Annotated in this window: 16 protein-coding genes; 10 read left to right on the top strand and 6 right to left on the bottom strand. The window is 47.0% G+C overall.

What is annotated here, in order from left to right; translation table 11 throughout:
- The first annotated feature begins 5 nt into the window (after positions 1–5).
- The 5 genes from QUB56_RS02825 to QUB56_RS02805 all read left to right on the top strand — a co-directional run bounded on the left by QUB56_RS02825 (position 6) and on the right by QUB56_RS02805 (position 3626).
- Entirely contained in the window at positions 6–371 is a 366-nt protein-coding gene (locus QUB56_RS02825; RefSeq protein ID WP_332952962.1) for a Uma2 family endonuclease, read from the top strand.
- Positions 368–526, top strand: a complete 159-nt coding sequence (locus QUB56_RS02820; RefSeq protein WP_332952961.1) for a hypothetical protein — start codon at positions 368–370, stop codon at positions 524–526. Before QUB56_RS02825 ends, QUB56_RS02820 begins: the two co-directional genes overlap by 4 nt.
- Positions 527–720: 194 nt before the next feature.
- A complete protein-coding gene (locus tag QUB56_RS02815) occupies positions 721–1035 on the top strand; it encodes a YkvA family protein (RefSeq protein ID WP_332952959.1) in 315 nt (104 codons plus the stop codon).
- Positions 1036–1601: 566 nt separating this feature from the next.
- Positions 1602–2642, top strand: coding sequence for a UDP-3-O-(3-hydroxymyristoyl)glucosamine N-acyltransferase (gene lpxD / locus QUB56_RS02810; protein ID WP_332952956.1), 1041 nt, complete (start codon positions 1602–1604; stop codon positions 2640–2642).
- A gap of 99 nt (positions 2643–2741) precedes the next feature.
- Positions 2742–3626, top strand: coding sequence for a type II CAAX endopeptidase family protein (locus tag QUB56_RS02805; protein ID WP_332952954.1), 885 nt, complete (start codon positions 2742–2744; stop codon positions 3624–3626).
- Between the two features lie 31 nt (positions 3627–3657).
- Here the strand turns inward: QUB56_RS02805 and cbiE are convergent, their stop codons facing one another.
- Positions 3658–4974: a precorrin-6y C5,15-methyltransferase (decarboxylating) subunit CbiE gene (cbiE, locus tag QUB56_RS02800; protein ID WP_332952951.1), complete on the bottom strand. Its 1317-nt coding sequence runs from the start codon at positions 4972–4974 to the stop codon at positions 3658–3660.
- Positions 4975–5207: 233 nt separating this feature from the next.
- Positions 5208–5948, bottom strand: coding sequence for a DUF1868 domain-containing protein (locus QUB56_RS02795; protein WP_332953118.1), 741 nt, complete (start codon positions 5946–5948; stop codon positions 5208–5210).
- Positions 5949–6124: 176 nt separating this feature from the next.
- Here QUB56_RS02795 and holA point away from each other — a divergent pair, with 176 nt between their 5' ends.
- Both holA and QUB56_RS02785 read left to right on the top strand, forming a co-directional pair.
- Positions 6125–7105 carry a DNA polymerase III subunit delta gene (gene holA, locus QUB56_RS02790; RefSeq protein WP_332952948.1) on the top strand — a complete coding sequence of 327 codons (981 nt, stop codon included), beginning with the start codon at positions 6125–6127 and terminating at the stop codon, positions 7103–7105.
- 229 nt (positions 7106–7334) lie between these two features.
- A complete protein-coding gene (locus QUB56_RS02785) occupies positions 7335–8381 on the top strand; it encodes a hypothetical protein (RefSeq protein WP_332952946.1) in 1047 nt (348 codons plus the stop codon).
- Positions 8382–8827: 446 nt separating this feature from the next.
- Here QUB56_RS02785 and QUB56_RS02780 read toward each other — a convergent pair whose 3' ends face one another.
- The 4 genes from QUB56_RS02780 to QUB56_RS02765 form a co-directional block, all read right to left on the bottom strand.
- A complete protein-coding gene (locus QUB56_RS02780) occupies positions 8828–9208 on the bottom strand; it encodes a hypothetical protein (protein WP_332952945.1) in 381 nt (126 codons plus the stop codon).
- Between the two features lie 493 nt (positions 9209–9701).
- Complete coding sequence (locus QUB56_RS02775) at positions 9702–10706, bottom strand: histidine kinase (RefSeq protein ID WP_332952944.1); 1005 nt, start codon at positions 10704–10706, stop codon at positions 9702–9704.
- Positions 10707–11114: 408 nt separating this feature from the next.
- Positions 11115–11420 (bottom strand): hypothetical protein, encoded by a 306-nt coding sequence (locus QUB56_RS02770; RefSeq protein ID WP_332952943.1) that lies wholly within the window; start codon positions 11418–11420, stop codon positions 11115–11117.
- The gene (locus tag QUB56_RS02765; protein ID WP_332952941.1) at positions 11386–12813 is read right to left on the bottom strand and encodes an S-layer homology domain-containing protein; all 1428 of its coding nucleotides are present in this window, start codon (positions 12811–12813) and stop codon (positions 11386–11388) included. Before QUB56_RS02765 ends, QUB56_RS02770 begins: the two co-directional genes overlap by 35 nt.
- Positions 12814–12882: 69 nt before the next feature.
- On the opposite strand from QUB56_RS02765, the gene QUB56_RS02760 reads away from it, so the two are divergent.
- From QUB56_RS02760 to QUB56_RS02750, 3 genes are all read left to right on the top strand, one after another.
- Positions 12883–13428 carry a hypothetical protein gene (locus QUB56_RS02760; RefSeq protein ID WP_332952939.1) on the top strand — a complete coding sequence of 182 codons (546 nt, stop codon included), beginning with the start codon at positions 12883–12885 and terminating at the stop codon, positions 13426–13428.
- Between the two features lie 474 nt (positions 13429–13902).
- The gene (locus tag QUB56_RS02755) at positions 13903–14403 is read left to right on the top strand and encodes a BON domain-containing protein (RefSeq protein ID WP_332952938.1); all 501 of its coding nucleotides are present in this window, start codon (positions 13903–13905) and stop codon (positions 14401–14403) included.
- Positions 14404–14800: 397 nt separating this feature from the next.
- A complete protein-coding gene (locus QUB56_RS02750; protein ID WP_332952936.1) occupies positions 14801–16009 on the top strand; it encodes a histidine kinase in 1209 nt (402 codons plus the stop codon).
- Positions 16010–16238 lie beyond the last annotated feature (229 nt).

The raw sequence follows: 16238 nt of genomic DNA, 5'->3' as shown, positions 1-16238 counted from the left end.
AAGGATTGCGATATCTCAACTTTGCAAAAAAAAACAGCGAGTTAAAGTTTGAAGGTAACACTAAGGGAGTATTGATTATTCGGTTCCCAGTGGCAGGAGATAGCGTCAACCCAGAAGCAGATTTAATTATCGATTTAGGTTTGTGGAATCGCCAAACAAGACTCGGTTCTACTTTCAGTGCTTCGACGGTTTTTAAGTTACCAAACGGGGCAGATCGCTCTTTCGATGCAGCATTGATTCAGCGCCAAGGCTGGGAAGCCCTGACTCCCGCAGAAAGACGCAAGTTTCCACCGATTGCGCCAGATTTTGTCATAAAATTGCGGCAACTGATGCTTTGCCCATGCGACAAGAAAAAAGGCAAGAGTATTTGAATGCTGGCCTAAGATTGGCAGGGCTGATTAATCCCCAACAGCAACAAGTAGAAATTGATAGGCTCCGACAGACACCAGCAACGCGCCATCTCCCAACGGAATTATCGGGTGAAGAGGTATTGCCGGAATTTAGCTTAAATTTAGATCCTTACTAAAATTAAATTATCTAAGGTGCGGCGAGCATACCCAACCAGATAGATGTTCTGCTCACGCCCTTACCACAAATTCTCCCAACCCAATTCCCTATACTCCCGAGTAGAATTCTCTTCCCAATCTTAGGGGGGATATCTCCACAAGCATTTCGAGCGACAATTTGTCAAGATTGAAAATATAAGTAGAGGACCACCCCATGAACTTTTCTATACAATCTGTTTACAACTGGTACCGCGAAACGCTCCGCAACCCCAAGTACCGCTGGTGGATTATTCTGGGAACACTGGCATATCTGGTAAGCCCGATCGACATAGCCCCAGACTTTCTCCCCGTCGTCGGACAAATTGACGATGTGGCGATCGCAGTCTTGCTGATTTCCGAAGTCTCCCAAATGGCGATCGACTACTTTAAATCCCGCCAAACAGAGACAGCTTCAGCATCCGAAGCCACCGGCAGCCCTTCTGAAGCCAAAGGCAGCACCGTTGACGTAGATGCAGTTTCTGTACAATAATTGCCAAAATAATCTTTGTTAGAACCCCGACTTCGCAGAAGTTGTCGGGGTTCTGCCAATTTTGTATAGACTTACTTACCAATTGAGTCAATCGATTTTAGATTTGAGATTTGAGATTTTAGATTTTAGATTGACCCCACGGATAAATGCGGGGGCTTATCGATTTTAGATTTGAGATTTTAGATTTTAGATTGACCCCACGGATAAATGCTCTTTCTTGAGGATTTTCGATTTTGGATTTTGGATTTTGGATTGATTCCACGGATAAATCCGGGGGCTTGAGGATTTTGGATTTTGGATTTTGGATTTTGGATTGATTCCACGGATAAATCACGTGGCGGGTACCACCTTTGAAATTTTTGGTCAGGACTTACCCATAGGGCCCAAAAACCGGGTTTGAGGGACGAAAAGACCTGTTGCAGCCCGCAGATGAGGTGAAAAACCTGGTTTCGAGGAGTCGGAGTGCGATCGCGAACTGTTTTTTTTTAAGGCCAACTGCTCAGATAGTGCTCCAAAGCTGGTAATTTTAACAGTGGTAAATCCGTATTAACAACAAATTTTTATAGATGAAGTTTAGCGAAATAGTACAAAAACTTAACTTAGCCACCAGTCACAGCCTCACAGCGTCGGTTGCTGCCGATCCGGAAATTACTGGCGCGGCCCCAGTCGATGAAGCTGCATCCGGCACAATCAGTTACATAGAAGGTGCTAAATTTGCCGCTCATACAGCCACTACAAATGCTTCGGCTTTAATTTTACCCTTAGATGAAAGCCTCCAAGCTCAATGCGACGATCGCAACATTGCTTGGATTGCCGCAGCAGATCCGCGATTGCTGTTTGCTCAAACCATCGCCATTTTCTATCAACCCTTTCGCCCAGCATCTGAAATTCATCCTTCAGCCACGGTTCACCCCTCAGCAGAAATTGGTGAAAATGTCTATATCGGCCCCCACGTCGTTATTCAAGCAAAAGTCAAAATAGACAGCAACGTTTGCATTCATCCAAATGTCGTAATTTACCCCGATGCGGAAATAGGTCCCGGCACAGTTTTACACGCTAACTGCGTCATTCACGAACGTACTCGCATCGGGGCAAATTGCGTGATTCACAGCGGTGCGGCGATCGGCAGCGAAGGTTTTGGGTTCGTGCCGACAGCCACAGGATGGGTGAAAATGGAGCAGTCTGGCTGCACTGTATTAGAAGAAGGCGTTGAGGTTGGCTGCAACAGCACGATCGACAGGCCCGCTGTCGGAGAAACCCGCATCGGCCAAAATACAAAAATCGACAATTTAGTACACGTAGGTCATGGCTGTCAAGTAGGAAAAAATTGTGCGCTTGCTGCTCAAGTCGGCATGGCCGGCGGGGTAAAAATTGGCAACAATGTAATTTTGGCAGGTCAAGTGGGAATTGCGAACCAAGCCAAAATCGGAGATGGGGCGATCGCCACTGCTAAAGCCGGAATTCACGGCGACGTGCCCGCAGGTGCGATCGTGACTGGCATTCCAGCAATTCCCCACAAACTATTTCTCAAAGCCGCAGCCGTCTACAACCGCTTGCCCGAAATGTACCAGTCTCTGAGGCAAATTCAGCGCAAGCTCGATCGGTAATCAATTGGGAGTTGGCAGTTGTCAGTAGTCATTAGTTAACTGTTAACAGTCAACAGTTAACAGCCAACAGTCAACAGTATTATAGTTGCAACCCCTTAAATGTGGAATAGTATAAACAACCTGCGACTGCTGTGGCCGTCAATACCAGCAATTGTCAAAATAATCTTGTTTTTCTCGACTTGGATTGTGGTGTGGCTTCCCGCAGCGATCGTCCTAGCGATCGCCCTCAAATGGCATCCGCCCCAACCTCTGGGAAACAAAAAACTACCTTTACTAGCTTCCCTCTACGTGATTGTCCCCTTCATTTTATGGGCGACAACTTGGATCGAAAACACATCTTTGACCAACTGGGGTTGGGCTTGGCAACCCGCAGTTTTCATGTCATTAATGCGGGGATTAGGATTAGGAATAATCAGCTTAGTAATTTTATTCGGTCTGCAATTAACCGCAGGCTGGCTCGATCTAAAAAAAAGTGAAACTTCCACCGAAACAGGCGAAAAAAAAATTAATTTTTGGACTTTAATCCTTAACCCTGCTAGTCTGCTGACTCTGTTATTAGCACTGTGGATTAGCGCCACAGAAGAGTTAATCTTTCGCGGCTGCTTGCAAACAATCCTCCAGCAAGATTACTCAATCCTAATCTCCGCAGCGATCGCCAGTTTCATTTTCGCGATCGCCCACCTAATTTGGGCAGCCAAAGAAACTCTACCGCAACTGCCAGGATTGTGGTTGATGGGGATGGTTTTAACATTAGCCCGCATCGCCGACAATGGCAGTTTAGGATTGGCGATCGGCATTCACGCAGCTTGGATTTGGGGTATAACCACCGTAGATACAGAAGGCGCAATTAATCCAACAGGCCGCGCACCGGAATGGATTACAGGAATAGCAGCGAAACCGCTAGCAGGTGCAGCCGGAATTTTATTGCTACTAGCAACCGCAACCTTACTCGGACTGACTCAAATCAGCGTTAATGGGCGCTAATCAGCTTAAATCTGCGGTAAAAATTCCGACATTAATTCAAGTGTCGATCGATCGTCACAATCGAAACCGGATTCAGCGCGTCAAAACGAGTTGAAGTTCCCCCAGCCACAGAACGCGACAACTGCACTTGCACGATTCGGTAACTCCAGTGAGGTTCCCGGCGCACCCGATCGCCCATCCAGCTCAAAACAGTAGCAATATCTTCAAAAGCATCCAAAGCCAGGACGATCGAGCCTCCAGGAAGCAGCCGCAGCGCGCAAACGCCCAAAATTTTAGTCAACCCTCCCCCACTACCGCCAATAAAAATCCGGTGCGGAGGACGCAAGCGGTGCAAGATTTCCGGGGCAGTTCCGTAAATCGAGAACACATTTTGCAGCCCAAAACGGCCGTAGTTGAACTCGATCGCAGAAGTGCCAAAAACCGTTTTTTCGATCGCGTACACCTCAGACTGCGGGAATAAACGAGCAATTTCGATCGACACAGAACCGTTACCAGCACCCACATCCCAGACAACTTGTCCCGGTTGCAAAGCCAATTGTGCCAGCACCAACACCCGCACCTCCCGTTCAACCGTCAAACCAGGCTTATCGCCACAACCGATAAAAGCTGCATCCGGTATTCCCAACAAAGGCAACCTTTCCAAATCCAAAGGTTCTGCCCTCGGCGGGGACTCCCGCAGCATCACAACCACGCTCAGCGGTGAAAAAGACTCTCCCAGCAAAGCTTCCCGAGAACGGAGGCCCACGCGTTCCTCAGCAGAACCCAAATTTTCGCACACCCAAAACTCGTAGCGTGTAGGCAAATCTAGAGCTTTCACCAAATTTGCCAGGGCCGCCGGAGTATGAGTTTCGTCGGAGAGCACCGCAATTTTCTCGACACCGAGTTTGAGTTTTGCCGTCAGTTCCTCAAAATAACGTCCTTGAGAGCCAACAAAATGAGCATCTTGCCAAGGGATGTGCAAGCGATTAAAAGCCAACTGCACAGAACACAGGTGCGGGTGAAAAGTCAATTTTTCTGCCGGCAATTGGGCAATTAACAACTTTCCCCAGCCGTAGAACAGCGGGTCACCCGCCACCAAAATTACAATGAGTTGAGGCGAGGGGGTGGAGAGGGGCGAAAAAGTCTCAGTACCTGGCTCTAAATTCGCCTCAGCCGCCAACCAGCGCTTAATTTCAAGAATTGCGGCCGTCAAATCTTCCAACACCCAGATCTCGCAGGAGTGCTGCGGGAAATAGCTCAAATGGATCTCGCTCCCTATTAGCAGAGCGGCCATTTCTACAACCTGCCGCGCCGAGGAGCTTAGCCCAGCAGCTCCATCTAAACCTATACCAACAACGTGTACTGTCACTTTTTCAGCAAAGCTGTTTTTTTCTGGTTTTTCATAAGTTTTTTGCTTGACTTTGTTGCCAAGCCCAAATAATTAAAGCATTTAATAGCCAATATCCTGACTGTTGTCACAGGGGAGAGAGTCCGATGGGGAGAGTGGGCGAGAGAGTAGGAGATGGGGAGAGTGGGAGATGGGAAAAAATCTTCCTTCTTCCCTCTTTCCTCTTCCCTCGGACTTCTTCAAGCTTGAGTTCGTTAAAACTCAAAAACAGGCCAATCCGGTTGCCGGAGGTAGCTAGTCATGTCGTCAAACTTCCGCAGTTCCACTCGGTTTACGGACAGTTCTTGCGGCGTGTCCAGCCATTGCTCGTTTAACTCCGACAGCAAAGCGCACAAGCGAGCGCGGTCTAGGTTCGGCCCGGTGTCCCCAAAATAAGCCAGAGTAATGTGTGCCGTAAAATGATATTGCTGTTCGATTCCCAAAGCAATTAAATCGGGATTTTGATAGATCGATCGGCGAAACTCCAGAATTTGCTTGTAAGAGTTTTCGTCCGTCGGTGCTAAACAAACACCCACAGCTCTAGTCATCACCATCAATCCCAGCACTATCCAGCGAATGGGAGATCCCCCAGCCAAGGGTTTGGAGGCGGCAAAACGATCGGCCATGCGCGAGCGCAGTTGCTCCTCAAATTCTGGATTTTTATCAGAGGCATCTCGAAAAGCGCTGTTCCAAATCAAATCGGCTACGGTTAAATGGAAGCTATCAGGAGGCAGTGCCACGAGCGCACCCTCTGCTATTTCCTGCAATAGCCGTTGTTGGCTCGAGTGCAAATTACTATAAAATGCAGCATTTTCTGCATCTTCCCCCGCAGGCGGCGTAATCACTGAATAACCTGGAAAAGGTACAGGAGCTCTCCGGCCTGCTTCGTCGGGCTTAAATTTTGGAGATTCCTGAATGTGTTCCACCTGGGACTTGTAGGAGTCCAGCAGCGTCATTCGCGCCACCCGATTTACGTAAGCTTGATAAGTATCATCCAATCTTGATTTCCTCGCGGTGACATACTCCCAAACCAAATTTTATATTATGGTGCGGGCTTCCAACAGTTCAATTCAGGATATGTTGGACAAACCTCCCGTGCAACTCTGATTTTTTTTGCTACTGAGCGTTTTTCATGCAAATTTACCTGTTTTGGGGGGAAGACGACTTTGCCATCGCGCAAGCTGTGACAAGTTTGCGCCAAACTGTCCTCGACCCCAACTGGGCTAGTTTTAACTATGACAAGATTATTGCCGATTCCGCCGGAGCTGTGGTCGAAGGGCTCGATCGAGCCTTAACGCCCCCCTTCGGTACCGGCAGCCGTTTTGTCTGGCTGGCAAACACAACTTTAACGCAGCAGTGTTCTCAAGAACTATTGGCCCAATTGGAACGAACACTGCCAGTGATTCCCCCTACCACCGTGCTCCTGCTGACATCCGTCAAAAAACCCGACAGCCGGCTCAAGTCTACCAAGTTAATTTTCGACTCCGCCGCCAAAGTGCGGGAATTTTCACCGATTCCGCCTTGGAATGACAAAGAATTAGCCCAGCGGGTGCGCCAAGTCGCCGGCGAAATGAACGTAAAATTGACCGCCACAGCGATCGAACTTTTGGCCCGATCCATCGGCAGCGATACCCGCCAGCTATACAGCGAACTCGAAAAATTGCTGCTGTTTGCGGGCAACCGCAGCCAACCTCTGAACCCGGAGGAAGTTGCAGCACTGGTGCACTGTCACGCCCAAAATACCTTCCAGCTAGCAGATGCGATTCGCTCCGGCAATACCTCTGCCGCTTTGGATTTATTGGCCGGCTTAATGGCCCGCAACGAGCCTGGTTTGAGGATTGTGGCTGGTTTGACTGGTAAGTTTCGGATTTGGCTGTGGGTAAAGGCGATGATCCAAGCCGGCGATCGCGATGATAAAATTGCTCAAGCTCTAGACCTGGGCAATCCCAAACGAGTATACTATTTTCGCCAAGAAGTCAAGACCGCCAGCTTAGAAAAATTGCAAAAAAGTTTGCCCTTGCTGCTAGAGTTAGAAGCTTCTTTAAAACGGGGGCGAGAAGAAATCTCAACCCTGCAAACCAAAGTTATAGAACTTTCTAGCTTGTTTCGCTGATGTCCGACACGGCACAGGAGCTGTCCCTTACTGTAAATTTTTATAACAAATTTCGATATCGGCTATGTGCTTGATGCCGGCTCCCGGGCCAAAAGGTCAATAGATACTAGAAATACTCTCAGAATGCCAAAGTAGAAGTTAATGTGGTAAATAAATATTGTCCGCCGAACGCCGATCGGTTAATATTATTTGCCGGCTCTCCACCCCCCCCAAAAAAAGAGCGCTACCCATGACACAACAGAACCCGCGGGAACTGCTCAAGCACGGCGATCCAAAAGCGATCGCATCTAGCATCAACCGTACACTCAAACCCAAAGGCATCAACGCCGATGTGACGCGGGACAACGGCTGCCTCCACATAAATCTGGAGTCAGACAAAGTACCCGATCAAATGGTATTGGTCGATTTCATCCGCACCGGCATGACGAAGCTGGGACTCGAATCAATTCACACTGTAAAGGTTTACGGGCGTCGAACAGGTGACGGTGAGCCTGCGTGGGAAGATGAAATCGATCTGATGCCTGAAGACCCAATGCCTTACGGCGTGGAGAGTGGAATGCCTGACGACTCTGTAGGTTTAGATGATGTCGAGCCCGAAGGCGAAGACTATTATCAAGATGGAGAATTCGATCGAGATGAGGAAGAGGAAGACGAAGACGAAGACGAAGACGAAGAGGAAGCCCCGCCTCCGAAAAAACAATTCCCCAAATGGGTAATACCTGTGGGTATCTTAGTGCCTCTGGCGGCGATCGCAGGGCTTTTCTTTACGGGAAATTTCCCCTTCGGTGGCGGCTCCAACCCAGAACCGAACCCCCCCGAAGCTGCTTCCCCCTCCCCCAAACCCTCATCTCCCGCTTCTGGCGCCACCGCACCCTCTCGGGCTCCCTCTCCGGGTATCCCACAGGCAGAATCTCCTGCACCAAAAGCCACTCCCACTGCGGAGAAGTCCGCAAGCCCAGCTCCAACATCTCCACCACCCAAAGCTGCACCAGCCTCTGGGGCGCCTAAGGCAGCCTCTCCTGCACCAAAAGCCGCCGCGCCTAAGCCTGACTCTTGGAGGGAAGCCGTTAACAAAGCTCAGAAGGCAGCAAATTTGGCCCAGACGGCTCAGTCTCAAAATGAGTGGATCGCAGTAGCAAGCGAGTGGCAGCAAGCGGTTAAGCTCGCCAGAGCCGTGCCGTCAACCAGCCCGAACTATCAAAAGGCTCAGCAAAAAGCGGCAGAGTATCAGGCTAATCTGATTGTTGCCAACCGCAGGGCGGCGGCTGCGCCTTAAGAGTTTTGAGTTGTGAGTTTTGAGTTGAATACTCGATGTGCTAAAAGTCAAAAGTCAAAAGCTTTCAGTAAAAAATCTTGTTTTTACTGAAAGCTTTATTACCTTTTGACTTTTTTAAATTTTATTTAAATTTCATTTAACTTTACTTATTGCTTTAACTCCAAAATCGGTATTTTTTTCCTTTCAATCGTTTTTAAGCCAATTAGAGTTTCATCTTGACACCAATATTTGACCCCATTTTTTTCTGGCTTTGGGGTAGTAGACTCTAACCAGCAAGCTACTTGGAGCAATTTTTTAGTTTTTTTATTTCGATAGATGCCAACTCATCTTTTCTATTTATTAAACATCTTGGTACTTTTAATTGGGTTTGACTGCAATAGTAATTGCTTGTGTAATGTTTGAAATCTCACCGAAAATTAATATTTATTTTATACCCATTTACCACTTTATTTGTAACTATTAAAATTACAGGATTCTTCACTTAATTTTTGGGAAATTCCGGCTATTAAGGCTGAGGGGATTACTCGGGTTCTACCAGTTGCTTGCCGTATTTTTAACATTTCTTGCACACCGCCAGCCCTATATTGTTTGAATTCACATCTTGCACCATTCTCAACAACAGGCTTTCCGGCTTCACAAAGAGTAGATTTTCTTCTGGAAGTGGCCCCAGAGCCAGTTGATAAAAGGCTTATTGACAATGGTGCAACATCTCCATTTGAACCATCTATGTACACTAATTTTATGTACACCTGACGTTCACCTACATCTGTAAGGCTTTGGCTCGCTCCAGCCTTTAACGAATCTGGGTATCTAAATTTTTTGTCCATTAATTATAGTTCACGGGGCTGCGGCCCAATTATTTTTAACTCCTCTGCCGTTAAATCAATTCTTTCTTAAGAGTTGACTTTCATAAAATATTCCTCAAACTCTCAGCTTCACTCTAGCAATTTTTTTTTGACTGGTATTATAGCGGTTCTCAAGCGTGGTTAGGTATTCCCTATGCCCTATGCCTTATGCCAGATATAGCAATCCTCGCATCAGTTTCAATAACTGGTTAACTTCCAGACTCTTCCTGGTAACGAGTATAATCATTTAGGATTGCTATAGTACCTCATGTTACTGAGAAAGGCTATAACATTCCTTTATTTACCTTGATTTTTTTCGGCAGATCTACTTATCTGTATATAGCGAGAGTTTCGCTCGCACTCTTGTAAAAACAAAACTAACTCAAAAAATACACAAACAACCCGATTTATCAAAGAAACTGGGTTGCTCAACACAGCGCTTAGGTTAAATCTGTTCTTCCCCTTGATGAAAACGCTAAATTCCTTGATTTTCCTCGAAAGGAACAATATTATCTTGCGGAATATTGACGATTCCTGTGAATGGCTCTTGGCTTGCTTTAAAAGCTTCTTCCTTCTTTTTGCGATTGGCAATTTCGCGCTGCAACTTGTCTATCGTCCTTTGAAAACGAGCTGCTTGTCTGAGCATTTTTTGTTCAGAAAATTCTAGCAATTGAATCAGATTTGCAACTTGAAAGTCTAGTAACTGGCTTTCTATAACATTGTTATTCATAACACTATTGTTTGCATTTCTTGGATTATCAAAAACATTTTGTTCGTCGTAAGCCGATAGGGATTTTTTGACACTAACTGCCAAACTTTTAAACATTTCAGCCGTACTTTGGGGAATTTTAACTTTCAGGAACATCACTACAGCAAATAAACTTCCAGACCGTAGAAGTCCCCCAAATCCCAAGACAGACTTGATTTGGTAGGGGAGAATTAAGGAATCTTGCTCCGGAATAAACGGGCTGCCTTTTGCCTCTGGTACGTGAAAAATATTTAATACTGCGGGTTCTAATTGCAGGAATCTTTCTGGCTCGATTCCGAGGCATGTAGGAATGTCTAAACCGAACTGCCGGATTATTTCCGAAATCGCCGGCATTTGAGCCACTAATTGTGTACTAACTAACGGAATAGCTGTATTTTTTGCTGCTGTGTGCCGAGAATTCCACTGCGGTTCTGTGCCTGCTGCTGCTAGCAGAGTCCAACATTTCATGTCGGCGGCGGGGGGATGACCGTTCATCAAGCAGCGGGCGGATTGTTGCAATGAGTCTTCTAATTCCCCGTAGGGATGAGTTTTGAACAAACGCACTAAGGCACAGCTATTTTCTCCAGTTTGCGAATCGCAAAAATGTTGGTAAATATAGTTAACTATCTTCTGGCTGCTGGCTTCCATACTAGCAGTATTTCTACCTAAGTGGCGCAGGACTAAGCTGCATTTGGCCATGTCTTGGGGGGTAAATAGGGTAATATCGTACATTAAAAAACGCTCTCCCAGAGATCAAACACTCTTTTTCATTTATCGTTAAGGCAGCTACCGCATCCGGAATCCTACTGAGAGTTGTGAACAAAGTGTTAGTTAAAATATGTAGAAAATTGCCCCGCCAAATGCAGCGGTTGTCTGGAAGGATACAGAAATTTAGATTAAAGCCAAAAAAATCTATCCCGTAGGGTGCGCCACCAGGACAGAAAAGCCGATGTATAGTGTTTCCAAGGATTTTACTACGATGACTGGCGTAGGGAGATTAAAGAAACAGGGCTTTTCAACCGATATCCCTAGCGTTTTAAGTAAGTGGGTAAAAATAAACCTAACGCGGGAGGGCGGGTTTTACACTCATAAAGTCGCTTCTGGTATAGATAATATGCGCTTTCGCGCCCCTACAAAACTCTACAAGATATTATTGTTTTTTCGTGCCGTTATACTTACTGCTACTTGTGGTACATCTAACTCGGTTTTTGGGTAAGTAACATTCATCGAAATTCTAGAAAGCCAAGCGGCAGTTTTTCTGGCGGGCGATCGCACGCTGATGTCAAAAATTGGTTTAATTTCGGCCGTTTTGGAGGCAGAAACTGGGTTTGTTAACGGAGAAAAAAGTCGGTTTCTTTGGTTTGGGTAAGTAGATGCTGTGTTCAAAACTTTTAACCACCCCAAACCAACTCTACTCAGCAGGTTGAGACTTGGCTTGGAGAGCATCTTTAGCAGACAATCCTTGATCTTGAACGCCAAAATACCACAAACTAGCAGCAGCTTCGGCGCGCGTCACGGATTTCTTCGGCTGAAACAGAGTAGTAAAACCAAAAACGCGACGAATATTCGCCAAGTCTCCATTGTTAAAATCCGCTAAAACGGCCCGCGACGCCTGGGAATCAATTTTAGAAGCATCTTGAAAACCCCACTTTTCTTTCACTCCTTCAATGTTAGCTGTCGGCAAAACTTGACGAGTATCTAAAGGCACTTTCCAGAGAATCATTGTTTCGCGAGTTAAAGGTGCATCCGGGCGAAATTTCACATCTTTAGTTTCTCCCGAAAGCGAACTCGGAATTACACCAGCTTCTGCTAAGCCTTGAATCGCTGAAAAATCCGGGTCAGTTTTGGATAAGTCAGAAAAAGCCGGTTCGCTAGAGTCTACTGCTAATCTAATTTGTTTGGCTTGACGGCTAGCATAAATCTGATTGTTAGCTGCTACTAGCCAGCGGGCATATTCGCGACGAGTGACAATTTTGTTGGGTTTGGGCAAAGTGCTGGCCGTTTCTAAATTAGCACTGTCTGTCGTTAGCGAAGCCCTCGGAGAGGATCGTACTTTCAGCACTTCCAACTGAGTTAAATCTGCCACATACTGCCGTAACTGTTGAGGAATTTGACCCTCTTGTTCGCTAACTTTTGCTGATTTTGGCGAGCCGGATGGTTCTGGAGTAGTTCCCTCTGAATTAGATGGAGTTGGTGAAGGTGTTGGAGATGCGCTAGACTCGGAATTATTAGGTTGAGGGGTGGCGGCAATTTCTGGGCTGTCTTTGCTGTAGTCGATCGCAAATTCTGTAGAACCCCCTACTTTCTGAGTAGGAGAAAGCGACACTGTTACACGCAAATTATCTCGGGTTGCTACTAAAGAACCTTGTCCCTCGGCGGTTGGGCGGCTGACTATTTCCCAGTTGCGGCGCCCAAACTCTGTGGAATAAAAGTTCCCAACGGAATTAACCGGATCTGTGCTCTGCCAGCGCAGCCGCACATTTTTTGGCGACGGATCTGTTTGCCCACTAACTTCAATTAACTGAGCATTAGGATAGAGTGGAATCTCTGTCGGGAAATCGGGAGGAAGTTTGGCGGTAGAGTTTGTGTCAACGGCTGTCGCTGGTGGCGGGGAAGAGAAAACCACTGGGTTTTGTTTTAATTTGGGATCGGCGGCTAAAGATTCTTCGAGGGCCTTGCTGTTGGGGCTGTTTGCACAAGCTGTGACAGCAGCCAGCAGACACACAGCCAGCCAAGTATGTACAGCAGCGAGTATATTGGTTTTATTGGTTTTATTGGTTTTAGCGGGCGATCGCTCGATCGAGTTGCCTCGCCCTGGAGTAAATATAATATTCAGCATAAATCCCCCCTTTGCGGATATATTTCTAGGCTAGCGCAGATCGATCTGGTTCATGTAATTTTTACCCAAATGAAATTTCTGTATTTACTCCTAGTTACTGCTACATTACTTGTCTGGCCTGTCAAGTTTGCCAGTCCCGCAAAAGCTCAAGGAGCCCCGCTGCCGGCACCACCTCAGAGGCCAGAGTGGCAGCCATTTTGCTCGGCGATGGGTCAGTTTTCGATCGATATGCCGGGATCTCCCAAAATTAATACCCAAGTTTTTTCAAATCAAGTTATTGCTCATACATACAGATCGATCTTAAAAAACAAAGAAACTTATTTACTTCAATACTTTGACGTAGATTTCCGGACAAGCAACAATAATATTAAAATTACTTTAAATAATGCCGTTGATTTCTTTGTCGTGGGGGCGAATGCTAAATTGTTGCAAGTGCGGGATATTTCCCTCGGAGGCTATCCGGGAAAAGAGTTTGAGTTTCAGCCGCTTTTCCCCAATCAACCTGTAGGTGTAGGTCAAGTTTTTTTGGTGGAAACGCGCGTTTACGGGCTGCTTGCCACTACCCCAGAACCAGAAAATGCTCAAAAATTTCTCGACTCTTTTCGTTTGTTTTGAAGCAGGAAGTTGGGCAAGCAGCCCCGGACGGGATGTAACGGATTTAATGGATGGATATTGAACGATGAAGTCAGAGGTGCGAGGTTCTAGGGAAAAATTAGTTGGCAGCGGCGATCGAATTTATTAATAAACCTTACCCTTTTAAACTTGGCTTATAGGAAAATATTGGCTTTGGCAACGAAAAATGGCTCCATCTACCGGGTTTCTGAGGAATAATGCGCTCAGAACTCATTAAGTCAAATGTGACTTGAGACTTTATTTTGTTGTTTGTACTCTATCTAACGGCATAGATAAATTTTACACCCGTGGAGCGATGTAGATACTCCATGAAGTTTATATATTTGATATAAGGATTTTTAAATCGCAGAAAGCACAAACAAAGATGCTCTCTTGCTCCATCTGGCTCCCATCTGGCTCAACGAAGTCAGGGAAGTCAGGCTCATCGAAAGCTTACCCGGAGGGTATTAACATATTATGAACAAACTAACACCCATTCTCCTCAGCGGCATCCTATTATTTGGAGCTGCTGCTTGCAGCGAGGGGGCTAAAACTAGCGCTGATTCTCCTAATTCTACCACAGAAAAGACCGCCAGCCCGCCCTCAGCCGAGACCGTTCAAAAAACTCAGGGTGACGCCACTAGCGATATTCGCAAAGCACAAGCAAATTCTGATATCAGGGCCAGAGAACAGCGCAACAATGTGACGGGCGGTAATGAAAAAAGAGCTGAGGGCGACCTCGAAAGTGAAGTGCGCTCCAAGTTAGAAGTAAACATCACAAAAGGTACGCTAACTGTTGATGCAAAAGACGGGGTTGTCACGGTAGGTGGCACAGTTCCCAATCAAACAGATTTAGCTAAAATTGAGCCACTAGCTAAAGAGATTAAGGGTGTAAAACAGGTGAATGTTACGGCTGTTGTCGCTCCCGCTGCATCCGAATCGCCTAGTGCATCCGAATCGCCTAGCAGCAAGCAATAAATTAGAAGGAAAAAGGAAGAGGGAAAGAAGGTAGAAGGCAGAAGGAGAAGACAGAGGGAACAGCCAATAGAGAACACGGAAAGTTTTGCATTTTAAGATTGCTTTCGCAGCGTATCGCAACGCTTACGTGACTCTCTCGGGGTAGCGGGGTTTTAAGTTTAAAAGTTTAAAATTTACGCACTCAAAACTCGCGCGCTGTCTGAAATTTCCAATTCCCAATGGACGCTTTCCAAGTCCTGAGAATTAGTTAGAAACCAGCCAGAAGATAGAGACCGAGGTTATTCCCAGCGACCGATGAAAAATGTTGGGAAAGAAGGACTAAATGTGATTGATGACAGCAAGCAGAGCCTAAATTCTGTAGTTGTGAAAAAGTAGTATATTTTGTAGGAGAAAGAAAATGGCTTTAGGTCAACATAAGCGAGCTGTAGGAGCATTTTCTAATTACCGAGATACGGAACTAGCCCTGATGGAACTGCAAAGTACCGGGTTTCCGATGAATAAAGTTTCGGTAGTTGGGGAAAATCTCGATAGCAGCGAAATTGCGGGCGCTAGCGCTGGTAAGGGTACCGACGAGAAAGTCGGTGGCGGCGCGAAAGCAGGCGCGACAGCGGGAGCTGTGACGGGTGGTTTGATTGGGTTGCTCGGAAGCATTGGGGCGCTGGCGATTCCGGGAGTTGGCCCGGTGATGGCGGGGGGCGCGATCGCAACTTTGCTGGCAGATACTGCGGTCGGAGGCGCGATTGGGGCTGCAGCAGGCGGTTTGACCGGCGGTTTGATCGGTTTGGGAGTTCCGGAAGGAAAAGCTAAAGCTTATAACGATCGCGTCTCGCGCGGAGAATATTTGGTATTCGTAGAAGGAACAGATTCGGATCTTGCCACAGCCGAAGGAATTATGAGCGTGCGGGGCATTCACGATTGGGGCATTTACGATGTGCCGACAGACACCGGCCGCAGAGCTTCGGCCCACCACAAGCGCGCGGTGGGCGTATTTTCGACCCGCCGGGAGACGGAACACGCGCTGGGAGAACTTAGAACGGCCGGTTTCGACATGAATCGGGTTTCGGTCATCGCTAAGGATGCTGACTCTAAAGGGGAGATCGCAGGCCTTGACGTGCAGGAAAGCGCGGACAACAAGGCCGATGAAGGGGCGACTAAGGGCGCACTCACAGGCGGCACTTTGGGCGGTTTGACAGGCTTGTTGGTAGGTCTGGGCCTAGTGGCAATTCCGGGAATTGGGCCGATTATGCTGGCAGGAGCCTCAGCTACGGCTATCGCCACTACACTCGCCGGTACGGCTTTGGGTGCGGCAGCAGGCAGCTTGATCGGAGCTTTAGTCGGTATGGGAATTCCCGAAGAGGAAGCTAAAGCATACAACGATCGGGTGGCGAGAGGAGATTACTTGGTACTGCTTGACGGTAGCGAAGCAGAAGTCGCTAAAGCTGAAACTATTCTGAGCCGCGGAGGTATTCAGCATTGGAACACCTACGACTATCCCAGCGTCGATACTTCTCGGGCTGATTACGGCGCTGCTGGTACTCCGGGCGTTGATACTACGCCTAATATTTACGATCCCAATCAGGGCGTTACCCCCCGCCCTATGATTTAATTCTTCAGACTTTGTTTGGGTATTGTTTCTACGTACTGCAGGGTAGTATCCGTCGCCCACTGGGATTGGGGAAAGCGATCCAACCAACACGGGCGAGCTAGGGGTTTTGCACTTCGTCGGTAAAATTATCTCAAAAGTCGGCTTTTTCTCTGAAAGTCGGCTTTTGTTTTGTTCTGGCAACTTAAAAAAAAGCGACCAGTCAAAAGTTTAATTTTGATTGGCGAGGTGG

The sequence above is a fragment of the Microcoleus sp. AR_TQ3_B6 genome (genome assembly GCF_036702785.1).
Taxonomy (GTDB): domain Bacteria; phylum Cyanobacteriota; class Cyanobacteriia; order Cyanobacteriales; family Microcoleaceae; genus Microcoleus.
The sequence above is the reverse complement of the archived record's forward strand: the minus strand, read 5'-3'. Positions and strand labels throughout refer to the sequence as shown.